The organism is Pseudomonas sp. PDM02 (assembly GCF_014852285.1).
In the GTDB taxonomy this organism is placed as follows: Bacteria; Pseudomonadota; Gammaproteobacteria; order Pseudomonadales; family Pseudomonadaceae; genus Aquipseudomonas; species Aquipseudomonas migulae.
Genome location: NZ_JACVBL010000022.1, coordinates 12,637 through 32,983 on the forward strand (window position 1 = coordinate 12,637; position 20,347 = coordinate 32,983).

Annotated in this window: 22 protein-coding genes; 11 read left to right on the forward strand and 11 right to left on the reverse strand. The window is 59.4% G+C overall.

The annotated features are described in order from the left end of the window. Window positions 1-344: 344 nt before the first annotated feature. The 4 genes from IB245_RS27815 to IB245_RS27830 are packed head-to-tail and all read left to right on the forward strand — an operon-like array spanning window position 345 to window position 2,533. On the forward strand, window positions 345-548 hold the full coding sequence (locus IB245_RS27815) for a hypothetical protein (RefSeq protein ID WP_008043946.1): 204 nt from the start codon (window positions 345-347) through the stop codon (window positions 546-548). Between the two features lie 53 nt (window positions 549-601). Continuing rightward, a complete protein-coding gene (locus IB245_RS27820; protein ID WP_008028137.1) occupies window positions 602-1,117 on the forward strand; it encodes a DoxX family protein in 516 nt (171 codons plus the stop codon). Window positions 1,118-1,173: 56 nt separating this feature from the next. Next, window positions 1,174-1,797 (forward strand): glutathione S-transferase family protein, encoded by a 624-nt coding sequence (locus IB245_RS27825; RefSeq protein ID WP_008043943.1) that lies wholly within the window; start codon window positions 1,174-1,176, stop codon window positions 1,795-1,797. A 37-nt stretch (window positions 1,798-1,834) separates the two neighbouring features. Next, window positions 1,835-2,533 (forward strand): dienelactone hydrolase family protein, encoded by a 699-nt coding sequence (locus IB245_RS27830; RefSeq protein WP_192229304.1) that lies wholly within the window; start codon window positions 1,835-1,837, stop codon window positions 2,531-2,533. 242 nt (window positions 2,534-2,775) lie between these two features. Here the strand turns inward: IB245_RS27830 and IB245_RS27835 are convergent, their stop codons facing one another. From IB245_RS27835 to IB245_RS27850, 4 genes are all read right to left on the reverse strand, one after another. Then, window positions 2,776-3,744, reverse strand: coding sequence for a nitrilase-related carbon-nitrogen hydrolase (locus IB245_RS27835; RefSeq protein ID WP_192229305.1), 969 nt, complete (start codon window positions 3,742-3,744; stop codon window positions 2,776-2,778). A 266-nt stretch (window positions 3,745-4,010) separates the two neighbouring features. Next, a complete protein-coding gene (locus IB245_RS27840; RefSeq protein ID WP_192229306.1) occupies window positions 4,011-4,943 on the reverse strand; it encodes a GlxA family transcriptional regulator in 933 nt (310 codons plus the stop codon). Window positions 4,944-5,119: 176 nt separating this feature from the next. After that, entirely contained in the window at window positions 5,120-6,055 is a 936-nt protein-coding gene (locus IB245_RS27845; protein WP_192229307.1) for a Ppx/GppA family phosphatase, read from the reverse strand. A gap of 107 nt (window positions 6,056-6,162) precedes the next feature. Next, a complete protein-coding gene (locus IB245_RS27850) occupies window positions 6,163-6,783 on the reverse strand; it encodes a cell wall hydrolase (protein ID WP_192229308.1) in 621 nt (206 codons plus the stop codon). A 200-nt stretch (window positions 6,784-6,983) separates the two neighbouring features. On the opposite strand from IB245_RS27850, the gene IB245_RS27855 reads away from it, so the two are divergent. Then, window positions 6,984-7,835, forward strand: a complete 852-nt coding sequence (locus IB245_RS27855) for a CAP domain-containing protein (RefSeq protein WP_192229309.1) — start codon at window positions 6,984-6,986, stop codon at window positions 7,833-7,835. 256 nt (window positions 7,836-8,091) lie between these two features. Further along, on the forward strand, window positions 8,092-8,991 hold the full coding sequence (locus IB245_RS27860) for a bestrophin family protein (RefSeq protein ID WP_192229310.1): 900 nt from the start codon (window positions 8,092-8,094) through the stop codon (window positions 8,989-8,991). 18 nt (window positions 8,992-9,009) lie between these two features. On the opposite strand, the gene IB245_RS27865 is transcribed toward IB245_RS27860, so the two are convergent. The 3 genes from IB245_RS27865 to IB245_RS27875 form a co-directional block, all read right to left on the reverse strand. Continuing rightward, on the reverse strand, window positions 9,010-9,798 hold the full coding sequence (locus IB245_RS27865; protein WP_192229311.1) for a DeoR/GlpR family DNA-binding transcription regulator: 789 nt from the start codon (window positions 9,796-9,798) through the stop codon (window positions 9,010-9,012). 122 nt (window positions 9,799-9,920) lie between these two features. Further along, a complete protein-coding gene (locus IB245_RS27870) occupies window positions 9,921-10,589 on the reverse strand; it encodes an ATPase (RefSeq protein ID WP_192229312.1) in 669 nt (222 codons plus the stop codon). Between the two features lie 136 nt (window positions 10,590-10,725). After that, window positions 10,726-11,652, reverse strand: coding sequence for a LysR family transcriptional regulator (locus tag IB245_RS27875; protein ID WP_192229313.1), 927 nt, complete (start codon window positions 11,650-11,652; stop codon window positions 10,726-10,728). A gap of 132 nt (window positions 11,653-11,784) precedes the next feature. Between IB245_RS27875 and IB245_RS27880 the strand changes: the two genes are divergently transcribed. The 3 genes from IB245_RS27880 (at window position 11,785) to IB245_RS27890 (ending at window position 13,443) form a co-directional block, all read left to right on the forward strand. After that, the gene (locus IB245_RS27880; protein ID WP_192229314.1) at window positions 11,785-12,189 is read left to right on the forward strand and encodes a RidA family protein; all 405 of its coding nucleotides are present in this window, start codon (window positions 11,785-11,787) and stop codon (window positions 12,187-12,189) included. Between the two features lie 90 nt (window positions 12,190-12,279). Continuing rightward, window positions 12,280-12,774, forward strand: coding sequence for a PaaI family thioesterase (locus IB245_RS27885; protein ID WP_192229315.1), 495 nt, complete (start codon window positions 12,280-12,282; stop codon window positions 12,772-12,774). A 48-nt stretch (window positions 12,775-12,822) separates the two neighbouring features. Continuing rightward, window positions 12,823-13,443: a LysE family translocator gene (locus tag IB245_RS27890; RefSeq protein ID WP_008024109.1), complete on the forward strand. Its 621-nt coding sequence runs from the start codon at window positions 12,823-12,825 to the stop codon at window positions 13,441-13,443. A gap of 119 nt (window positions 13,444-13,562) precedes the next feature. Here IB245_RS27890 and IB245_RS27895 read toward each other — a convergent pair whose 3' ends face one another. From IB245_RS27895 to IB245_RS27910, 4 genes are all read right to left on the reverse strand, one after another. Further along, window positions 13,563-16,043, reverse strand: a complete 2,481-nt coding sequence (locus IB245_RS27895; protein WP_192229316.1) for a TonB-dependent siderophore receptor — start codon at window positions 16,041-16,043, stop codon at window positions 13,563-13,565. Window positions 16,044-16,161: 118 nt separating this feature from the next. Continuing rightward, on the reverse strand, window positions 16,162-17,118 hold the full coding sequence (locus IB245_RS27900) for a FecR domain-containing protein (RefSeq protein WP_192229317.1): 957 nt from the start codon (window positions 17,116-17,118) through the stop codon (window positions 16,162-16,164). Next, entirely contained in the window at window positions 17,115-17,636 is a 522-nt protein-coding gene (locus IB245_RS27905) for a sigma-70 family RNA polymerase sigma factor (RefSeq protein ID WP_192229318.1), read from the reverse strand. Before IB245_RS27905 ends, IB245_RS27900 begins: the two co-directional genes overlap by 4 nt. A gap of 190 nt (window positions 17,637-17,826) precedes the next feature. Continuing rightward, window positions 17,827-18,783: a GlxA family transcriptional regulator gene (locus tag IB245_RS27910; RefSeq protein WP_192229319.1), complete on the reverse strand. Its 957-nt coding sequence runs from the start codon at window positions 18,781-18,783 to the stop codon at window positions 17,827-17,829. A 115-nt stretch (window positions 18,784-18,898) separates the two neighbouring features. Between IB245_RS27910 and IB245_RS27915 the strand changes: the two genes are divergently transcribed. Both IB245_RS27915 and IB245_RS27920 read left to right on the forward strand, forming a co-directional pair. Then, a complete protein-coding gene (locus IB245_RS27915) occupies window positions 18,899-19,900 on the forward strand; it encodes an SLAC1 anion channel family protein (RefSeq protein ID WP_192229320.1) in 1,002 nt (333 codons plus the stop codon). 67 nt (window positions 19,901-19,967) lie between these two features. Further along, the gene (locus IB245_RS27920; protein ID WP_192229321.1) at window positions 19,968-20,294 is read left to right on the forward strand and encodes a DMT family transporter; all 327 of its coding nucleotides are present in this window, start codon (window positions 19,968-19,970) and stop codon (window positions 20,292-20,294) included. Window positions 20,295-20,347 lie beyond the last annotated feature (53 nt).

Below are 20,347 nucleotides of genomic sequence, written 5' to 3' on the forward strand. Positions count from 1 at the left end.
GGGGACACTGACGCTAGACGCTGGTGGTCAGCAGCGGATCACAGTTGTGAATTGGAATGCCATTGTAGGAGCCGGCTTGCTGGCGATAGCGGTGGTTCAGTCGACACATTTATCGCCTGAACGGACGCTATCGCCAGCAAGCCGGCTCCTACAGGAGTTTGTGTAGGCCAAGGAAATTTAGGGGGTTACGTATCAGAGTGTGTACAGCCCCGCCCTTGACACACCCCGGCCATAAAACCCCACCCCAACGACACATCGCAGATACACCCGATTGATGAAATGTGCCTGTCGATTGGCTCAGCCGATCAAAGCGCTCAACTCACTCAATGCTACGGAGTATCACCATGTTCAAGCTCTCGACTTCCTCCCTGACCCTCGGCCTGATCATCGCCGGCGGCCTGGCCCTGTCCAACGTCGCGTCGGCCTCCGAGTCCGAAGCGTTCAGCATGAAACAGCTGGCCCACGGCTACAGCCAGGCCCACGCCGACACTGCGGAAAAACCGGCTGAAGGCAAGTGCGGCGAAGGCAAGTGCGGCGCCGGCGAGTAACCCTTGCGCGGGGCCGCGAGCCCCGCATCCCTGACTGAACGGAGACCACGTCCATGAACTCTGCAATCTCGTCGGCCGTGAAAGGCCTGCACCTGAATCTCGACCGTGCCGGTAGCTGGCTCGCCCCATTGACCCTGCGGTTGTTCATTGCCTGGGAATTTTTCGAGTCAGGCCTGGAAAAATGGAATGGCGAAAACTGGTTCGCCGACATTCAGGATCGTTTTCCGTTTCCCTTCGACCAGATACCGGCGACGCTGAACTGGGAACTGTCGATGTGGGCCGAACTGCTTTGCGCCCTCGCCATCCTCGTCGGCCTTGGCACGCGGATTTCGGCCATCGCCTTGATCGTGGTCACCCTTGTGGCGACGGCCGCCGTCCACTGGCCGGCCGATTGGTCTACATTGAGTGAGCTTGCTCAGGGTTACTCCATCAGCAACAAGGGCTACGGCAACTTCAAACTGCCGCTGATTTACCTCGCCGCCCTGATGCCGCTGTTGCTCTCGGGTGCCGGCAAGCTCAGTCTCGATACGTTGTTGGCTCGCTTCTTCTGGCGTCGCAATCATCGCTGAGGCGCCAGGGTTTCGATAACGTACCTGCCACTCCCAATAGAACAGGAGCAATCGCCATGAGTCTCACTCTCTACGGTTTTGACGGCAGTACTTATGTGCGCACAGTGAAGATGTTGCTGGTGGAAAAAGACGCGGACTTCGAGCAGGTGCAGGTCAACGTCATCAAAGGGGAACCGCACCTGCCGGAGCATCTGGTGCGTCACCCGTTCGGCAAGGTGCCCGTCGTCGACCACGACGGCTTTCGGGTGATCGAAACCGGCGCGATCATTGCTTACCTGGACGAAGTCCTGCCCGGCCCGTCAATCACCCCAGACAACGCCCACGACCGCGCGCGCACCCACATGGCCCAGGGCATTTATGATTCTTACGGTTATGGCGCGCTGGTCTCGGTGTTCGGCTACCATCTGTTTCCCGACTTCATTGGCGGGCAGAATGAAGATTCGCGCCGCCAAGGCATCGAGAACTCGAAACGAGTGCTGCGCGAGTTGATGAAGATTAAAGGCACCGATCCGTATATCGCCGGCCTTGAACCGAGCATCGGCGACTTCTACCTGGCACCGGGTTGCGCCTACATCGCGATGACTCCGGATGCGCCACAGGTATTTGCCGTGGACGGCTTCAACAGCTGGTGGAAACGGATGCAGGGGCTGACGAGCTTCAAAGCCACACAGCCGCATTAAGCTACGCCCCAACTCACTTGCGAAGACAGGAGCCACCATGAGCGTGACCACCCAATGGATCGAGATCGACAGCGCTGAAGGTAAATTCGGCGCTTACCTGGCGATTCCGCATACCCAGAAAGGCCCGGGGATTGTGCTGATCCAGGAGATCTTCGGTGTGAATGAACACATCCGCTCGGTCGCCGAGCAATATGCCGCCGACGGCTACCTGGTGATTGCACCGGACCTGTTCTGGCGCAACGGCCCGCGCATTGAACTGACCTACGACGAAGCCGGCTGGAAACGCGCCGTCGAATTGATGAACGCCACCGACGTCGGCAAAGCGCAGAAAGACATCGAGCTGGCCATTGACGCTCTGAAAGCACAACCGGGTCTGGATGGCGGCATTGCCTCCATCGGCTACTGCTTCGGCGGCTTGCTCTCCTACCACACCGCTGCCAACGGGCTGGTGGACGTGGCGATCGCCTATTACGGCGGCGGCATCCAGAACCAACTGGACCGCGCCGATGAAATCGAAGTGCCGCTGTTGATGCACTTCGGCGAACAGGACAGCCACATCCCGCTGGACGCCGTGGAGAAAATCGCCGAGCGTTTCGACAACAACGATAACGTTGAAATCGTGGTTTACCCGGAAGCCGAGCATGGCTTCAACTGCTCGCATCGCGACAGCTACAACCAGCGTGCCGCGGCTGAAGCCCATGGCAATACGCTGATCTTCCTGGGCATGGAACTCTAAGACCGACACGCTTCAGGTAGGAGCCCGGCTTGCTGGTGATGGTGATTTCAAAGACGCCTTCGCCAGCAAGCCGGCTCCTACGGATCACAGGTGTGTTCGGGGTCGCGGGTTGACGCACAACCTGTAGGAGCCGGCTTGCTGCGGGCGGCGTTCCGACGATGGCGATTTCAACGACGCCTTCGCCGGCAAGCCTGGCTCCTACAGGTTTGGCGTTTATTGATTGATCGTCATGACTTTCATAATCACAACTCTTCCGCTTGCGCAGTGTCGGCCAGCTTCGGCTGTGCGTTGCGCTCGTGCACATGGCGATGCGGTGTGCGGTCGATGTTCAGGCTGAGGATTTCCGGACGGCTGTAGTGGCCGCGCCCATCCATCTGACGCTTACGCACTTCGATCTGGAACAAGTCGATGTCGGCAATGACTTCACCTTCACCTTCGGTCAGTGCGCCGACGACTTCACCTTGCGGATCGATGATCGCGGTGTAGCAACCACCGGAGATCGGACCAATGCCGCAACCGGTGTCAGCCATGATTTGCGCCTGCTGTTCCGGGTACAACCAGGCCGTCGAGTTGACCACGAAGCACGCCGATTCCAGCGCGTGCATGCGGATGCTGACTTCCATCTGGCGGGTGAACCGCTCACCGGCGAACGAACCGGGGTACATCGAGGCGTGGATCTGTTCGCCATCTTCGATCAAGGCATAACGCGCCAGCGGATTGTAGTGTTCCCAGCAAGCCAGTTGACCAATGCGGCCAACAGCGCTGTCGGTTGCGCGCAGGCCGGAACCATCACCCATGCCCCAGATCATGCGCTCATGATAGGTCGGCGAAATCTTGCGACGGGCCTGAATCAGGGTGCCGTCCGCATCAAACAGCAATTGCGTGTTGTACAGGGTACTGCCATCGCGCTCGTTGACGCCGATGGACACCACCATGTTGGCGTCCTTGGCGGCTTTGCCAATGGCATCGGTGGTCGCGGAAGGCACGACGACAGCCTGATCGAGCAATTTGTAGTGCTCGGAACCCATTTCGAACGGCGCCTGCACAAAGGAAAAGTACGGGTAGTACGGCACGATGGTTTCCGGGAAAACGGCGAACTGCACGCCTTTCTCGCCGAGTTCACGGATCTTGTTGACGACCTTTTCTACAGTGCCTTCACGGCTGTAGAGCACAGGTGCGATCTGGACGGCAGCGGCTTTGACGATGGTCATGGCGGTGATCTCAGTGGGGAATGGGCTTCAACGAGACCGAGATTACGACAATAATATTTTGGCTCAAATGTCGAATACACCACCTTTTAAGCCACACAGATAGCGATTTCAAATACGCCATCGCCAGCAAGCCGGCTCCTACAGATCGAGGGGATGTCCAGAATCGAGGATTCACACCCAACCTGTGGGAGCCGGCTTGCTGCGGGCGGCGTTCCGACGATGGCGATTTCGAGAACGCCGCCCGCAGCAAGCCGACTCCTACAACGTCAGCCTCGATTCGCACGCTGGATGACTTGCGGCGGTTGACCAAAGGCGCGAATAAACGCCCGGCGCATCCGCTCGCGATCACCAAAACCGGTCTCTGTCGCCACCACATCGATGGCGTGCCGGCCGGTTTCCATCATCAGGCGCGCGGCCTCCACCCGCAGGTTTTCAATGGCCTTGGCAGGAGACTGACCGGTTTCGGCATGGAATACGCGACTGAACTGTCGCGGGCTGAGGTTGGCGGCACTGGCCAGTTCCTCGACCGACAGCTCGGACTTCAAATGCTGCTTGGCATAGGTCAACGCGGCTTGAATGCGGTCAGTCTTGGGCTCGAGTTCAAGCATCACCGAAAACTGCGACTGCCCGCCCGCGCGTCGGTGGTACACCACCAATTGCCGGGCCACCCGCCGCGCTACGTCTGCACCGAGGTCACTTTCCACCAGGGCCAATGCAAGATCGACACAGGCACTCATGCCCGCAGCGGTCCAGACGTTGCCGTCGTTGATGAAGATCCGGTCCTCCTCCACCTTCACCTTCGGGTAAGCCCGTTGCAACGCAGGCGCATGGCACCAGTGCGTGGTTGCTCGCCGGCCATCGAGCAGACCGGCCTCGGCCAGCGCGATGGCCCCGGTGCAGATCGAGCCGACCCGGCGGCAGCTCTGACTGGCGCTGCGCAGAAACGCCACCATGCCCGATGAAACCGGACGGATCAGGTTGTCGCCCATCACCAGCAGCGTGTCGAACGAACGCTGATCGAACGCGGTGGTTTCCACGCCGAAGCCGGCGGAGGTCTGCACCGTCCCGCCGTGTTCCGACAACAAGGTGAGGCTGTATACCGGCTCGTCGGCGGCGCCGTTGGCCATTTCAAACGCCGCGCACATGGCCAGGCCCAGCACCTGGAATTCGGGGTAAACGATGAGGCCGATCTCGTGCATGACGCCAATTCCTGATGACCGCAAAGGAGGCTTGATAGCTTTTAAGGCCATCTAACTTGCACTGTACGCCCTGATCAGGTCTACACCTAACGGAAAGCCGTTGGCCGACAACACGAGGCTCAGCCGTAGTCGATGCGTTGAACTATGCGAAGTTCTGAAGGAATAGCGGCTGGCACTCAGTGCCGAGACATCAACCCATGCAGCACACCGAACCGCAAACCGGGCTCGGACGGTGTCATGTGCGAGACGCCGAAGACTTTGAACGCTGCCAGCATCAGCACCAGCCCACCGGGCAGGATGCTCAGGCGGTGACTTTGCAGGCCCGCGAGCCTGAGTTGATTGACGTGCCCCACTTCCAGCAGGCGCAGCGACAGACGCAACAGGCCGCTGTAGGTAATGCCGCTCTGGCCTTCTTCGTTCAAACCGTTGGCCTTGAGCACTTTGGCGAGCATCCGTGCGGTGCCTGATGAGCCGATCACCTGCTGCCAGCCCAGCGAGCGATAACGGCGCGCCACGCGTTCGAATTGCAGGGTGGCGACACGCTCGGCTTCCAGCAGCGCCGGGGCCGTGATGCGCCCTCCTTGAAAATAACGCGCACCAAAGGTGCCGCTGCCGATGGCAATGCTCTCGGTCAACAGCGGCTGCGCGCCCTGCCCGAGGATCAATTCCGTGGAGCCGCCACCGAAGTCGATCACCAGCCGTTTGCGTTCCGTACCGGGAACCGTGTGAGCCACACCGGCGTAAACCAGCCGCGCTTCTTCATGCCCGGAGATCACGTCGATGCGAAAACCCAGATGCCGCTCAGCGCTGGCCAGGAATAATTGGGCATTGTCGGCTTCACGCACGGCGCTGGTCGCCACCGCCCGCACACGACCGGGCTCAAAGCCGCGTAACTTTTTGCCGAATCGCGCGAGTGCCTGCCATCCGCGATCCAGTGCCATTTCGTCCAGCGCACCGCCCTGAAAACCCTCCGCCAGACGCACTGGCTCGCGCAGGGTTTTCACCTCCTGGATCACCAGTTGCTGATTCCGCTTGACCGACTGGCCGATCATCATGCGAAACGCATTGGAACCCAGGTCGATGGCCGCAAACAGGGAGGCATCTCCTTTCATTGAGGTATTCCTTGCAAATTCATCTGTCAGCAGACCCAGGCCCGCTGAACGTTCAAGACGGTTTGCAAGAATTTTTACATGGGTTCGATGACATCCAGATGACATCGCTAATGGGCCTCTCCACCCTTGGGCTTATAGAAGAGAAACATGCTGGTCTCGGTGGTCTTGATGTATTTGCTGGCCCAATCGGGGTTCACGTTGCGGTCGTGAAAATACATCGCCCCGTGGGTGCGGTCGTTGAGCTGCTTGTTGAGCGCCTTGCGCGCGATTTCCTTGGCGATCGTGTATTGAGTTTCTTCCTGGACCTGATCGGAACGCCCGTCACACCACCAGGAAAACTGGCAATTCTTGGTTTCAGATCCCTGTTTGACCACCGCGCACACCGTGTCCGGAAAGCCCTCATGGCCCAGGCGATTCATCACCACGCTGGCCACGGCTTCCATGTCGGCGGAGGATTTGCCCTTGGCTTCCCAATAAATGGAGCGCGCCAGGCAGGTGATTGCATCGTCCAGCGGCGACGCACCTGCCGGGTCGACTGCCTGCACTTCGGAGGTGGTAATCGCTTCGGACTTGGGCACCGGCACATCGGCCCCTTTCTCCGCCGCTTTCTGTTCCAGCACTTCGGCCTTGTTTTCGGCCGCTTCCTTTTTTTGTTCCTGTTCAGTCGCCGCTGCCTGGCCGCCGAGTAACGTGATTGCAAAGCAGGTCGCTATCCAAATCAAGCGCATGATCGACCCTTCTGAGTGGACTGGATTCAAGCAACAAACTGTCGACGCTGAGCGCCCCTGGCCGGCGACATCGCTTGATTGTAGTTGCCCGTTTTCATTTCGACAGACGGCCGACAACCTGTATTTCGGTGTGAAAAGGCATTGCGCTCACAGGGGTGAAATCGCGCATCATGGGCGCAGTCCGAACAAGGGAGATTTCCATGCGTGTCCTGCCACCCGTTTTGCGTCTTGCCACGTTGTCGCTGGGGCTGTTGTTCGCCATGAATGCGCTGGCGGCCGACGAGAAACAACTGATCGACTCGATCAACGATTACCGCAGCCAGAACCAGCGGTGCGCAGGCCAGGTCTCGTCGGAACTGCCACCGCTGGCGGGTGATCCACGGCTGGTGTTGTCCGCCACCAGCATCGGCAATCTGCAACAGGCCATGGTCGCCGCGAATTATCCGATGAAGAACGTGCAGGCGATCAGCCTGTCCGGGCCGCGCGATGCTGCGGCGGCGATGAAAGCGATCCAGGAGAGCTTTTGCCAGATCGTGCTCGATCCGCAATTCGTCGACATCGGCGTGAGCCGCCAGGACCGTGAATGGCGCATCGTGGTGGCCCGTCCATTGTTGAGCGCGCGCCTGGGCGACTGGCAGGCGGAAGGCCAGAAGCTGCTGGCCGAACTCAACGTCGCTCGCAGCCGTGCACGTCAGTGCGGCACGCAATCCTTTGCCGCCGCCACGCCGTTGACCTGGAACGCCACACTGGCGACAGCCGCCGAGACGCATGCGCGGTCCATGGCCAACAACAATTACTTCGATCACAAGGACCGCGACGGTCGCACGCCGGGTGACCGGGCAGAACTGGCGGGTTACAGCGGCCAGCAGATCGGCGAGAACATCGCCGCCGGGCAAGACAGTGTGCGCAAGGTCGTCGATGGCTGGGTCGCCAGCCCCGGTCACTGCGCGAACCTGATGAACCCGCAGTATCACGAGCTGGGCGCGGCGTATGCGGTGGACCCGAAGAGCGATTCGGGGATTTACTGGACAGTGATGTTTGGTTCGCCGTAAACGCCCGGCCCCTGTAGGAGCGAGCCTGCTCGCGATGGACTTCTGGGCGCCGCGTTCATTCAGGACAACGCGTTATCGTTAACGTCCATCACGAGCAGGCTCGCTCCTACAGGTTTCGTGTGCGATCCGCGTTTGGCGTTGTCATAGACTCTGTCAATCAACTGGTCATCTAAAGTGATTGGACGCCCCGGCCCGTTGCTTCTAGCCTGCGCGCACTCATTTCGTGAACAGCGCCCTCCGACACAGGCAAAGCACCATGATCGTCCGCCCCAAACCCAATCTGATCAACATCCTCACTTCGCTCAAGGGCTCGATTGCCAGGAAAATTGCGCTGCGTTGTCTGATGGTGACGCTGCTGGCTTCCATCATCGTGCTCGTGGAAACCCTGCATCCCAACTATTTTGCCAAAGTGAACGCGACGCCGTTCACCTTGCTCGGCCTGTCGCTCTCGATTTTCATGAGCTTTCGCAACAACGCCTGTTACGACCGCTGGTACGAAGCCCGTAAAGCCTGGGGCGAAATGATCGTCGCGATCCGCTCGATGATCCGCGAAACCCAAGTGATCAAGGACGCGCACGCGCGGCAGACCATCCTGCGCAACCTTTGCGGGTTCGCCCACGCGTTGAACGCAAAATTGCACGGTAAGCGCGAACTGGACGCCGCTAGTGAGTGGCTTGAGCCGAGGCCGGACGACAACGCGCCGGACATCAGCGGGCGCATTCTCAACCATGTCGGTGAGCAATGTTCAGCACTCGGCGAGTCCGAAGCCATCAGTGAGTTTCGCTACACGATCATGGCCAACCACCTGACGAGCCTGAGCCGTTCGCAAGCGGCCTGCGAACGGATCAAGCACACGCCACTGCCCTTCGCCTACACCCTGTTGCTGCACCGCACGACCTACCTTTTCTGCCTCTTGCTGCCCTTCGCCATGGCAGAGTCGCTGGGCTGGCTGACACCGGTTTTCACCGCCATTGTCAGCTACACGTTCTTCGGCCTGGATGCGATTGGCGATGAACTGGAGGACCCGTTCGGGCGTGACGAAAACGATCTGCCGACCCATGCGATGGTGCGCAACATCGAGCGCGAAATCCTCGCGGCACTGGGTGAAACGCAACTTCCCCCGGCCCTTGAACCCGTCGATTTCGTGTTGAGCTGAAACACCAGCGGGACAGGTTCAGGCCTGTGCCTGAACCACCTCGATCCCCAGTTTCCGATAATCCCCGACATCGCCCGACGCCACATGGCGCTCGGTGATCAACGTATGGATACGGTTGCACGGCGCGACCACAAACGGCTCGACCGCGCCCAGTTTGTCCGCCGTGGTGACGGCGATCACCTGCGAAGCACTGTCGAGCAGCGCCTGTTTCACCGGCACCTCATCGAAGTGCAACGAGCTGATGCCAACTTGCGGATGAATCGCGCAAACCCCGGTGAACAGCACATCCGCCTTGATACCCTGCAACAAGCGCAGGGTCTCGTGTCCGCTGACTGACATCGTCGCGAGGTTGAGTTGCCCGCCTGCCAGAATCACCTTGATGCCTTTGTATTCGGCCAGGGTGATGGCGGTCATCGGCGAGGTCGTGATGGCGGTGATGGAAATGTCCGAAGGCAACGAACGCGCGATCTGCAGCGTGGTGGTGCCGGAATCGAACATCACGATCTGGCCATTCTCCACGCGACTGGCGGCGAGCTGCGCGAGGTGGGTTTTCACCTCATCGGTTTCGCTGACCCGCGTGAAGTAATCCTTGCCCGTGTCCTTGGGCCGAGGCAGCGCGCCGCCGTGCACGCGTTGCACCAGACCAGCCGTGGCCAACTCCGACAGGTCGCGGCGGATGGTGTCTTCCGAAACGGCGAAATGCTGACTCAACTCGGAGGCCATGACCTTGCCGTCACGTTCGAGGATCAGCAGGATTTTCTGCCGGCGCAGATGCGGGAGTTCGGCGGCCGAGTGATGATCGTGCATGTTTACGCCTGAGTTTGCGGGTTTGTGCGAGATTAGCCAAACCTTCGTGCAAACACAATCGATGCAAGGCTCAGGGGGCCCCATCGCCGGCAAGCCGGCTCCTACAGGATTGCGGTGAAGCGTCAGTTGATCGCGATTTGGGCCACATGGCCTGAGGTCACCAGCGCCTTCAGCGAGGTGTCGAACTGTTTCAGTGCATTCACTTGCAATGCGGTTTGCTGGTCGATCTGCGCGGCGATCTCCGGCGCGGCTTTGCCATGCACCCAGACCGAAGGCATTTGTTGTGCGCGCGAGCCCTCGGCCTTGCCGATGTATTGTAGGTTCGAGTCGTAGAATTTGGCCATGAACCGCGCTTCAACCTGGTTATTGCGCTTGGACACCAGGCGGCTGTAAGTGTCGAGCATCACCACCACGTCCGGGTGCGCCTGCACCAGCGCATCGAGGTTGTCGTAGACCGTCACCGAGGCAAACTCTTTCTGCAACGACCCCATCAGCCAGTTGATCGCCCGTTTTGGATCGGAGCTGTTGACGAAGGCGCTGCTGATGCGTGAATCCAGTTCAGGGTTCTTTGCGCCGTTCAATGCAACCGAGTGGTACTGCTCAAGGTATTCGAGGGTGCTGACGGTGTTTTCGCTGTAGAGCACGCCCACTGATTGCGCGTGTTGCAACGTCGCGGCGCTGTCGGCGACCGGCGGGAAGTGGCAGGACTGTTCGGCGGCGTAAGCCGGCACGGTGGCGGCAATGCTGCCGGTCAGGACAGCGACAAGGGCCAGCAGGGTAGAGATTCTCATCGCGCAGGTTCCTTCGGTGGCGAATTCGGTATGTGGCTATCCTCCTCCCTTGGCGAAAAAACAGAACTTGCGATTCTTGATGATGGTTATTGATCAAACGAATGGTTGCGGCAAAAGGGATCGTTACCCCCTAGCCTCATGCCCCCGGCCGATCAGCAACCGGCGCATGCTGCGCCATCAACTCGACCACCCAATCAATAAACACGCGCAGCTTCAGGCTGATGTGCCGGTTCGGCGGGAAGGCCACATACAAGGGCATCGTCTCGAGACTCCAGTCCTCGAACAGCGGTACCAATTCACCGCGAGCCTCGTAGTCCCGGGACATGTATTTGGGCAGCCAAAGCACACCGAGCCCGGCGAGGCCCGCCGCAAGAAATGCGTTGCCATCATCGACGGCCAGCACATATCGTCCTTTGACCTGCACACGCTCACGTTCGTTGTACATCGCGTAGGGCACCGGTTTGCCGGTGCGCGCCCACAAAAAGCCGACGACTCGATGATCCGAATCCTCCAGCTCTTGCGGATGCAAAGGCACGCCGACGCGAGCCAGATAGCTCGGTGCTGCAAACACCCCAAGCGGCAGGTCAGCGACACGCCGGGCCATCAGCGACTGGTCCATCAGCTCGCCGCCGCGCACCACGCAATCGACGTTTTCATCGATGATGTCGACGATGCGATCGCTGACGCCCATGTCGATCTGGATGTCCGGGTATCGCGCATAAAACGCAGGCAATGCCGGCACCAGAATCATCCTCGCCAGCGGGCTCGGCACATCCACGCGCAGCCGGCCTCTGGGCAACGTCGACGCACCGGACAGGCTGGCTTCGGCATCGTCCATGTCGGCCAGCAGCCGCAACACCCGCTCGTAATAGACGGCGCCATCAGCCGTGACGTTGACCTTGCGCGTGGTGCGGTTGAGCAACTTGACGCGCAACCGGGCCTCCAGTTGCTGCACCAGTTGGGTCACGGTGGTCTTGCTCATGTGCAGGGTTTCGGCCGCCTTGGTGAAACTGCCCGCCTCCACCACGCGCGCGAATGCCTGCATTGCATCAAAACGGTCCATTGCAGCCCCAGGTATCGATAGGATTGTTTGGATATCACAAACAGTGCTGGCCAAGGTTGCTCGTTTATCGCCCTGATGCAAGTCCTTACAGTCCCTTCATCGTTCACACAGAGCCCTTGATGGAGGCCTTTCATGACCCAGCGCGATGTTGTTTTCCCAGCCAAACGCCAGGCGCTATATGAGCGCAATCGCTACTCGCCGGCTATTCGCTCCAACGGCTTTTTGTTCGTCTCGGGGCAAGTCGGCAGCGCTGAGGATGGATCGCCCGAACCGGATCTGGAGAAACAGGTGCGGCTCGCCTTCACCAATTTGAACGCGATCCTCGTGGCGGCCGGTTGCGCCTTCGACGATGTGATTGATGTCACCGTGTTCATCGTCGACCCCGAATCGACCTTCGAAACCATCTGGAAGATCGTGCCGGAGTTCTGGGGTAACGCACCGCACCCGACGTTGACCGGAGTCGGCGTAACGTGGCTGTATGGCTTTCAATTCGAGATCAAGGTGATTGCCAGGCTTCCAGACACCGCCGAGGAATGAACTGACGCCTGCACAGGGAATGAACGCGGCTATCCGTTCGGCGTTAGAATCGGAAAATGTTCAGCCCACACTTTTGAGGATGACCCTGGCATGTCCACACCCGACATTTCCCTGCAAGACACCGCGGCGCCGGAAGGCGTTTGTTATGGCTGTGGCAGCCGCAACCCGCATGGGCTGCACGTCAAGAGCTACTGGCATGAAGACGGCGTGCATGTCATCGCCGAGCACGTGCCCGACGCCAGGTATTGCGGCTGGCCGGATCTGGTCTACGGCGGTTTGATCGCGATGCTGGTGGATTGCCATTCCAACTGGACCGCGATGGCCTATCACTACCGGGCAGAAAACCGCGACGCCGCCAGCCTTCCGCGCATCAATTGCGTCACGGGCAACCTCGGCATCAAGTTCATCAAGCCGACGCCGATGGGTGTCCCGCTGACCCTGCGGGCGAAAGTCGAAGGCGATGTCGGGCGCAAGACCCGGGTCATCTGCGAGATCTACGCCGGGGACGTGCTCACGGCGGTGGGCGACTCCACTTTTGTTCGCGTGGACACCGCTCAATTGGCCGACGTCGCGCATAACCGATAGGTCGCCGCGTGATAACGTGCGCGCATCCTCTTTTGGAAGCGCACGCCCATGTCCATCGCCGACAATCTTCTCGCGTTTACCTTCGCGGCCACGTTGCTGACACTGACACCCGGCCTCGATACCGCATTGATCCTGCGAACCGCAACGGTGGAAGGCCGACAACAGGCCTTCCGCGCGGCATTGGGCATCAATGCTGGCTGCTTCCTGTGGGGCGCTGCGGTCGCTTTTGGTCTGGGCGCGTTGATTGCGGTCTCGGAACTGGCCTTCAACGTCCTGAAATACTGCGGCGCCGCTTACCTGGCGTGGCTGGGCCTGAACATGCTGCTGCGCCCGCGCCGCTCGCTGTCGCCCCTCGAAACCGACGCAAAACCAACGGCCAACTGGTTTCTGAAAGGCATGATGGGGAATGTGCTCAATCCGAAAATCGGCATTTTTTACGTCTCTTTTCTCCCACAGTTCATTCCCCAGGGCCACTCGCTGATTGCCTGGACTTTTGGCCTGGTCAGCATTCACGTGGTGCTCGGTTTGATCTGGTCGTTGACGTTGATTCGCGCTACACAACCACTCGCCCTGGTGCTGCGGCGTGAAAAAGTCATCAAGTGGATGGACCGCACGACGGGCATGATCTTTGTTCTGTTTGCAGCGCGGTTGGCGTTCAGCAAGCGGTGAACAGCGCTCCTACAGTTTTGTGTTTCCCGGGATTGTGTGAAGAACCCAAAAAAATGCCCGCCTCTTGCGAAGCGGGCATTTCGTTCACGGGTCATGCGTCGTTTTCAGCGCGGCCTGCGTTAAAAACTAGCTTTGACCGACACCATAAAGTTGCGTGGATCACCGTAGTAGTTGCCGAAGGTCTCGGTTCCGATGGTGGCGTAGTAGCGCTTGTCGAACAGGTTGTTGCCGTTGAGCGCAACCGACCAGGTGTCGTCGATGCGGTAACCGATGCGGCCGTTCCAGACCGCATAACCTGACTGGCTGATTTTGTCGCCACTGGAAGGTGAAACCCGGAAGTTATCGCTTTGCGCGTTGACGCCGGCACCGATCGTGAATCGCTCAAGCGACCCGCTCAGGGCGTAATCGCCCCACATGCGCAGCACATGCCGAGGCACATAACTGTTGAACGCCGCGCCGTTCAGGCTGGTGTCGATGTCGTCGAGGGTTTTGGTCTGGGTATAGGTGTAACCCGCCAGCACTTGCAGGCGTTCAATGACTTCACCGCTGATCTCGGCCTCGAATCCCTGGGCGCGAACCTTGCCGGCATTGACGTAGCAGTAACCATCGGATGAAGGACAGGATGAGTTGTAGTCCGTCTGCGCCTGATCTTTCTGGATCGTGCGGAACAAGTTGAAGGAACTGTTCAGGCGACCGTCGAACCAGGCGCCCTTGATCCCCAGCTCATAGCTCTGGCCCACGAGCGGCTTGAGCGCCGAACCGTCTTCCGAGCGGAAATTGCCTTGCGGGGTAAAGATATCCGAGTAGCTGGCATAGGCCGTCAGGTTCTCGTTAAGGTCCAGAAGCACACCGGCAAACGGCGTCACCTGCCCGGTCTCGGTAGCGCTGGAATGTTCCGAGGTGCCTGTGTTGATGAAGTCGGAGTCGGTTTCGGAGTAGTACCAGCTCACCCGACTGCCGACGACGAATGTCAGCGGATCGGCCAGTTTCAACCGCAGTGTCGAGTAGATGCCCTTCTGTTTGGTCACCGAATTGACCGGCCCGCCGCGAGACGAGTTGTCGATAAAGTAACTGTCATCCGGCTCCGGAATATGTTTGTCGGGGTTGAACACATTCTGGCGTTGCTTCAGAAACGCCACCGAGTAGAAGTCGTCCTTTTTCGAACGGCTGGCGTTGGCGCCCACGATCAATTCATGTTGCTGGCCGAACGCGTTGAACTTGCCATCCACGTACGCATCAAGGCCGTAATCGACTTGATCGTAATCGTACATGCTGCCCAGCATGCCGGTGGTATTGGTGCCAGGCGTCACGGCGCCGGAAGCGAATGCGTACTTGATGTCCTGGGTGTTTTTTGTATAAACACTGGCGACCTTCAAGCTCCAGTCATCATTGATCCGGTGATTCAAATCACTGAAAACGGTGGTGCGCTGGCTGCGCCACGTGTTCCACGAAGGATCGAGGCAGGTCGAGCGGCTGAGTTTCAAATCGCTGCGGTCCCGGTAACGCGGCAGGCCACCCCAGCAAGGGTTGGCGTCCACATCTTCATAGGCAACGCCCAGGCCGAGTGTCGTGTCGGGGCTCACATCAGCGTCGAGCGCGCCGTAATACACCTGATCCTTGCGACTGGCGTCATCTACCGAATAATGCCGACTCTGCTCGGCGACAACGGCCCGTCCGCGCAGGGTGCCGGATTCGTTGAGCGGGCCACCGGTGTCAACCTGTCCGCGATAGTTGTCCCAGCTGCCACCGGAGAGCGTGATGTCGGTGTGCGGGGCCGTCTGGCCGCGTTTGCGCACGAAGTTCACCCCGCCGGCGGTGCCACCTGAACCTTTCATCATCCCGGCTGCGCCGCGAAGGATTTCGACACGGTCGTAGTACGCCATGTCACCGCTGAAACTGTCGGCCTGAACATAGAGGCTGCCCATGTCCAGAGGGACGCCGTCGTACTGATACTGGCCCGACATGCGGAACCCGCGCGAGTAGAAATACTTGCCGCCCATGGTCGAGTCGTAGACGGTGATGCCCGGGGTCTTTTCCATGACCTGGTCGATGGTGTTCAGGTTCTGGTCATCGAGCATCTTGCGCGTCATCACCGTGACCGACTGCGGCGTTTCCTTGAGTGAGTGCTCACCCTTGCCGATAGTCACCGCACCCGTGGTGTACGAACCGCTGTTTTCGGTGGTCGCGCCGAGCATTTGTCCATTGATGTTGGTCGCGCCCAGTTCCAGGGCCGAGCCGGCAGCCGGGGCTGGTCGCAGGACATATGTACCGTTGGCCTGGGGTTCGGCTTGCAGGCCACTTCCACCCAGAATCCGCGCAAACCCTTCGCTGATCCCGAACGCACCGTTGAGGCCCGGGGATTTCAACCCTTCGAGTTGTCGCGCATCAAAGGAAATGGCGGCACCCGCCGCACTGGCGAATTGGCTGAGCACTTCGGTCAGGCTGCCGCCGGGAATGTTGAACGATTTCACCGGGCTCTGCTGTTGCGCCGGCACCTGTGCCGCAAGCGTTGCCGTTGACCAGACGCCCGCCGTCGTTGCCGCCAATAGCCCGACCGTCACTGCGGTCGCCAGACGATCAGACTTGTACACCCGAGACATGCTTACCCTCCCCCAAAAACAATCAATAAAAACTCACTGAGGGATGAGCCGAACGATGTGTATGAAAAGTGCAAAGGCTGGAAAATTATTTTCAGATCTATCGCGAGCAAGCCCACATTCAGAGCAAATCACCACGCGACACGTCGACCCAATAGCGGCTGAACCGGGTGATCCGCAGCGAGAAACCACTCTCCAGCGCAGCCAGCGCCAGGTCGGTGTTATCAATGGGGAAAGCGCCGGACACCTTCAGTTGGGCGATACGCGGATCACAGCGCAACACACCTGTGCGATAGCGCGAAAGGTCGGCCAGCAACTCGGTCAAGGGACGATTGATGGCAATGATGCTGCCCGTTTGCCAGGCGCCGACGGCTGCGTCGTTGCGCCGTACCGCCCCCAACGAGTGACCATCGAAGTCCAGGGACTGGCCGGCCTCCAGACGCACCGTCGAGCCACCGCCAGCCGAACGAACCTCTACGGCCTTCTCGATCACCGCCACCCCGCCGCCCTGCTCAAGGGACCGGACGATAAAACGCGTCCCGAGCGCCAGCACCTCGGCATGACGGGTGAGCACCTTGAAGGGTCGCTGCAAGGGATCGACAGCGGTCGTCACAAGGATCTCGCCACGCAACAGTTCGAGCACACGTTGACGACCGTCAAAACGAAGGTTGACCGAGGTGTCGGTATTGAGCAGCAACGAACTGCCATCCGCCAACCGGAACTCACGACGCTCACCCACGGCGGTGCGAAAATCGGCGAACAGGTTCTGCGAGGTTTCACTGCGCCAGCCCAGCCAGCCCAGCGAACTGGCGGAGGCAAGCACCAGCACACTGCGCAACACCTGACGCCGGGATCGATCAGCACCACGCAACGCTGGCGATGCCAGGGCACCCGGCACACTGGCCATCTGCTCGCCGACGTCCGCCATGCGTTGCCAGGCTTGTCGATGAGCAGGGTCGGCGACCAGCCAGTCGTTCCAGGCAGCCAGGTCCGAATCGGTGGCGACACCCGACCGAAGTCGGGCGTACCACTGGGCGGCAACGCTGATCGCCTTCAACTCAGCGGGCGAAAGGCTCATGCCAGTTGCAACTGAATCTGCATCAGGCAGCAATGCTCCATGGCTTTGGCCATGTAGTTGTTAACCGTGCGAGAGCTGATATTCAAGCGCTCGGCAATCTGCGGGTAGGTCAAACCGTCGAACTGAGACAGGATGAACGTCTGTTTGACCTTCGTCCCCAATCCTTGCAGCAAGCGGTCGATCTCCATCAGGGCTTGCAACAGGATCGCCTGTTCCTCCAACGAAGGCTGCTGCCATTCGAGCATGGCCGCCAAGGCTTCCAGATAGGACTGTTCCAATGACCGCCTGCGGAACAGATCGATCAGCAACCCCTTGGCGATCATCGACAGGTAAGGTCGCGGCTCGCGAATATCGAGTGCGTTACGCGCCTTGATGACCCGGACGAAGGTGTCCTGCGTCAGGTCTGCCGCATCGAACGCATTGCCCAGGCGCTTGCGCAGCCAGCCATTGAGCCAACCGTGATGGTCGCAATACAGATCATTGACGGCGCTACGCAGGGATAAATCGTTGGCGGACATGACGATGGAATAATTCGCGAGTGATAATGACTCGCATTGTCATGTGTGCAATGGGTGATTTGCAATAGCCACATTGGCTGACAGGCGCGACGCCAGGCAGATGCATCAAGCCCATCAATAAATACATGCAGGCGGCTATCAGGATATTTCTGAAGTCGCATGATCAATGTCGCTGACGCTTACCCCTGCATCACACGGATGAAAATCGCTTGCGATAATCGCTCGGCCCCACTCCGAGGCGTCGCATAAATGCCCTTCTGAACCCGTCCGTATTGGCATAGCCGACGGTATCGGCCAAGCGCTTGAGTGATACGTCCGAGCCTTCGATTAGCCGCCTGGCCGCATCAATGCGCGCCAGCTCGACAAATTCGGCCGGGGTCGAATTCGCTTCGGATTTAAAGGTACGGGCGAAGTTGCGCTCGCTCATCCCGGCGCGGGCAGCCAGGGTGGGTACGCTCAAGTCAGCCTTCAGGTGCTCCAAAACATAATCCTGCACGTCTCTGATTACGCTGCGCTCTGCGGTTTGCGCTGCCAGTTGCGCGCTGAACTGCGACTGTCCGCCAGGCCGCTTGAAGAACATCACCATTTCACGGGCAACGCTCAGCGCCAGTTCTCTGCCGTGATCCTCTTCGACCAGCGCCAGGGCCAGGTCCATGCCGGCCGTGACACCCGCCGAGGTGTAGATGTTGCCGTCCTTGATGAAGATGCTGTCGGGTTCGACCTGCGTTTGCGGGTGCTCCTTGGCGAGTTTTGCACTGGAATTCCAGTGAGTGGTGACTCGGCGTCCGTCCAGCAGGCCAGCGGCGGCGAGCAAGAAAGCACCGCTGCAGACCGAGCCGATACGGCGTACGGATTTCGCCTGTCGGCGCAGCCATTCTTGCAGTGCGGGGTCGAGCGCAATTTCATCGATGTGTGGGCTTCCGGCCACGAGCAACGTATCGATCTTGCCTTTATAGGTATCGAAGGTCTCGTCGATGCCCAGCTTCAATCCGCTTGAACCTTTGATCATCCCCTTGTCGGTACCGATGACTTCCACCCGATAGGCGCGCGGATTGCCGAGCTGCTTTGCCGCTTCAGCAAAGACGTCGGCCGGGCCGATGACGTCCAGAAGCTGCACGCGGGGGAACGCCAGGAGGGTTATGCGCATGATGTCTGTCCTCGTCGAATCATTGGCTGAATACGTCGTTATGTGACTATTTCAGCCATGGCCTTTTCGGCTGAAAATAGCTCCAACAGCAAATTCAGTCAAACGGGAGACCGCCATGAACACTGCATACACTTCCTCCGTCGCAGCTGCACAATCGGTATCAAGCAGTAAGACGTCGATCAAAAACCTGCCCATCAACCTGTTCGGTTCCGTCATGGGTCTGGCTGGCCTGGGACTGGCCTGGCGTTTGAGTGGCCAATATTTCGGCGTCGGCGGCGCATTGGGTGAAGCGATTGGCGCACTGGCCGGCCTGGTATTCGTGCTGCTGACCCTGGGTTACCTGAGCAAATGGGTGAAACACCCTGAAGCAGTAAAGGCCGAGTTCAACCATCCGATTGCCAGCAACTTTTTTGGCACCGTCACCATTGCCCTGTTGCTGCTTTCGGCAGTCGCTGCGCCCCACAGCCAGTGGCTCGCAGAGGCTCTGTGGATACTGGGCAGCGCGCTGACGGTGTTGCTCGCAGGCCTGGTGGTTTCGCGTCTGCTGTCGGGCAATCAGGATTCGGTGAATGCCGTGCCTGCCTGGCTGATCCCTGGTGTTGCCACCCTCGACATCGCGGTAACCGGTGCGCACATGCCCATGGTTTGGGCTGCGGAGTTCAACCTGTTTGCCCTCGCCGTGGGTGCGGTGCTGGCATTGGTTTTCTTCACCCGGATCTTTTCGCGACTGGTGCATGAGGCCGCTTTGGCCAAAGGCATGGTGCCTTCGTTGATGGTCCTGATTGCACCCTTTGAGGTAGGTTTCCTGGCGTACACCAACGTGTTCGGCGAAATCGACCGGTTTGCCAGTGTGTTGTTCTACTTCGGCCTGTTCCTGTTCGTGGTGCTGAGCTTCAAAGTGTTCCGTCGCGATGTGCCCTTTGCCCCTTCGTGGTGGGCTATCAGCTTTCCCATCGCGGCCCTGAGTAATGCGGCGCTGAAATATGCACATGCCCAGGACAACGCTCTGCTGATGGTCATCGCTGCGGCGATCCTGCTGTTTCTCACTATGGCACTGGCCGTGCTGTTGGTGAAAACCCTGATCAGCCTGTTCAGCGGCAAACTGTTGGCCAACTGACGTTTTACCTCCCTTTGGCGAGCCTTCACCGGCTCGCTTCTTTTTTTGCCCCTTCAGGTTTCATCGAATGACACACAGCACTTCGTGGTTAATGCTGATCGTTGCCGGACTTCTGGAAATCGCCTTTGCGGTCGGTTTGAAATCTGCAAACGGCTTTGAACGGCCCGCCGTGTTGGCCGGTACCGTCATCGTGTTGGCCGGCAGTTTGTGCCTGTTGACGATGGCGTTGCGCGTTCTGCCAGTCGGTACCGCCTATGCAGTCTGGACCGGCATCGGCGCCGCCGGCACAGCCATTGTCGGCATGTACTGGTTGGGTGATGGGGTTTCACTCTGGCGATTGGTCTGGATCGGATTGATCCTGCTGAGTGTCGCGGGGCTACGCTGGGCAGCTTGAACGAGCAAGGACTTCAGAATGTCTTTTGGGCTCAAGCAAGAGAGGAGTTCGGG

What these genes read in the sequence shown, in the direction of transcription:
- IB245_RS27815 (WP_008043946.1), top strand. Translation starts at nt 345, where the DNA reads ATGTTCAAGCTCTCGACTTCCTCCCTGACCCTCGGCCTGATCATCGCC.
- IB245_RS27820 (WP_008028137.1), top strand. Translation starts at nt 602, where the DNA reads ATGAACTCTGCAATCTCGTCGGCCGTGAAAGGCCTGCACCTGAATCTC.
- IB245_RS27825 (WP_008043943.1), top strand. Translation starts at nt 1,174, where the DNA reads ATGAGTCTCACTCTCTACGGTTTTGACGGCAGTACTTATGTGCGCACA.
- IB245_RS27830 (WP_192229304.1), top strand. Translation starts at nt 1,835, where the DNA reads ATGAGCGTGACCACCCAATGGATCGAGATCGACAGCGCTGAAGGTAAA.
- IB245_RS27835 (WP_192229305.1), bottom strand. Translation starts at nt 3,744, where the DNA reads ATGACCATCGTCAAAGCCGCTGCCGTCCAGATCGCACCTGTGCTCTAC.
- IB245_RS27840 (WP_192229306.1), bottom strand. Translation starts at nt 4,943, where the DNA reads ATGCACGAGATCGGCCTCATCGTTTACCCCGAATTCCAGGTGCTGGGC.
- IB245_RS27845 (WP_192229307.1), bottom strand. Translation starts at nt 6,055, where the DNA reads ATGAAAGGAGATGCCTCCCTGTTTGCGGCCATCGACCTGGGTTCCAAT.
- IB245_RS27850 (WP_192229308.1), bottom strand. Translation starts at nt 6,783, where the DNA reads ATGCGCTTGATTTGGATAGCGACCTGCTTTGCAATCACGTTACTCGGC.
- IB245_RS27855 (WP_192229309.1), top strand. Translation starts at nt 6,984, where the DNA reads ATGCGTGTCCTGCCACCCGTTTTGCGTCTTGCCACGTTGTCGCTGGGG.
- IB245_RS27860 (WP_192229310.1), top strand. Translation starts at nt 8,092, where the DNA reads ATGATCGTCCGCCCCAAACCCAATCTGATCAACATCCTCACTTCGCTC.
- IB245_RS27865 (WP_192229311.1), bottom strand. Translation starts at nt 9,798, where the DNA reads ATGCACGATCATCACTCGGCCGCCGAACTCCCGCATCTGCGCCGGCAG.
- IB245_RS27870 (WP_192229312.1), bottom strand. Translation starts at nt 10,589, where the DNA reads ATGAGAATCTCTACCCTGCTGGCCCTTGTCGCTGTCCTGACCGGCAGC.
- IB245_RS27875 (WP_192229313.1), bottom strand. Translation starts at nt 11,652, where the DNA reads ATGGACCGTTTTGATGCAATGCAGGCATTCGCGCGCGTGGTGGAGGCG.
- IB245_RS27880 (WP_192229314.1), top strand. Translation starts at nt 11,785, where the DNA reads ATGACCCAGCGCGATGTTGTTTTCCCAGCCAAACGCCAGGCGCTATAT.
- IB245_RS27885 (WP_192229315.1), top strand. Translation starts at nt 12,280, where the DNA reads ATGTCCACACCCGACATTTCCCTGCAAGACACCGCGGCGCCGGAAGGC.
- IB245_RS27890 (WP_008024109.1), top strand. Translation starts at nt 12,823, where the DNA reads ATGTCCATCGCCGACAATCTTCTCGCGTTTACCTTCGCGGCCACGTTG.
- IB245_RS27895 (WP_192229316.1), bottom strand. Translation starts at nt 16,043, where the DNA reads ATGTCTCGGGTGTACAAGTCTGATCGTCTGGCGACCGCAGTGACGGTC.
- IB245_RS27900 (WP_192229317.1), bottom strand. Translation starts at nt 17,118, where the DNA reads ATGAGCCTTTCGCCCGCTGAGTTGAAGGCGATCAGCGTTGCCGCCCAG.
- IB245_RS27905 (WP_192229318.1), bottom strand. Translation starts at nt 17,636, where the DNA reads ATGTCCGCCAACGATTTATCCCTGCGTAGCGCCGTCAATGATCTGTAT.
- IB245_RS27910 (WP_192229319.1), bottom strand. Translation starts at nt 18,783, where the DNA reads ATGCGCATAACCCTCCTGGCGTTCCCCCGCGTGCAGCTTCTGGACGTC.
- IB245_RS27915 (WP_192229320.1), top strand. Translation starts at nt 18,899, where the DNA reads ATGAACACTGCATACACTTCCTCCGTCGCAGCTGCACAATCGGTATCA.
- IB245_RS27920 (WP_192229321.1), top strand. Translation starts at nt 19,968, where the DNA reads ATGACACACAGCACTTCGTGGTTAATGCTGATCGTTGCCGGACTTCTG.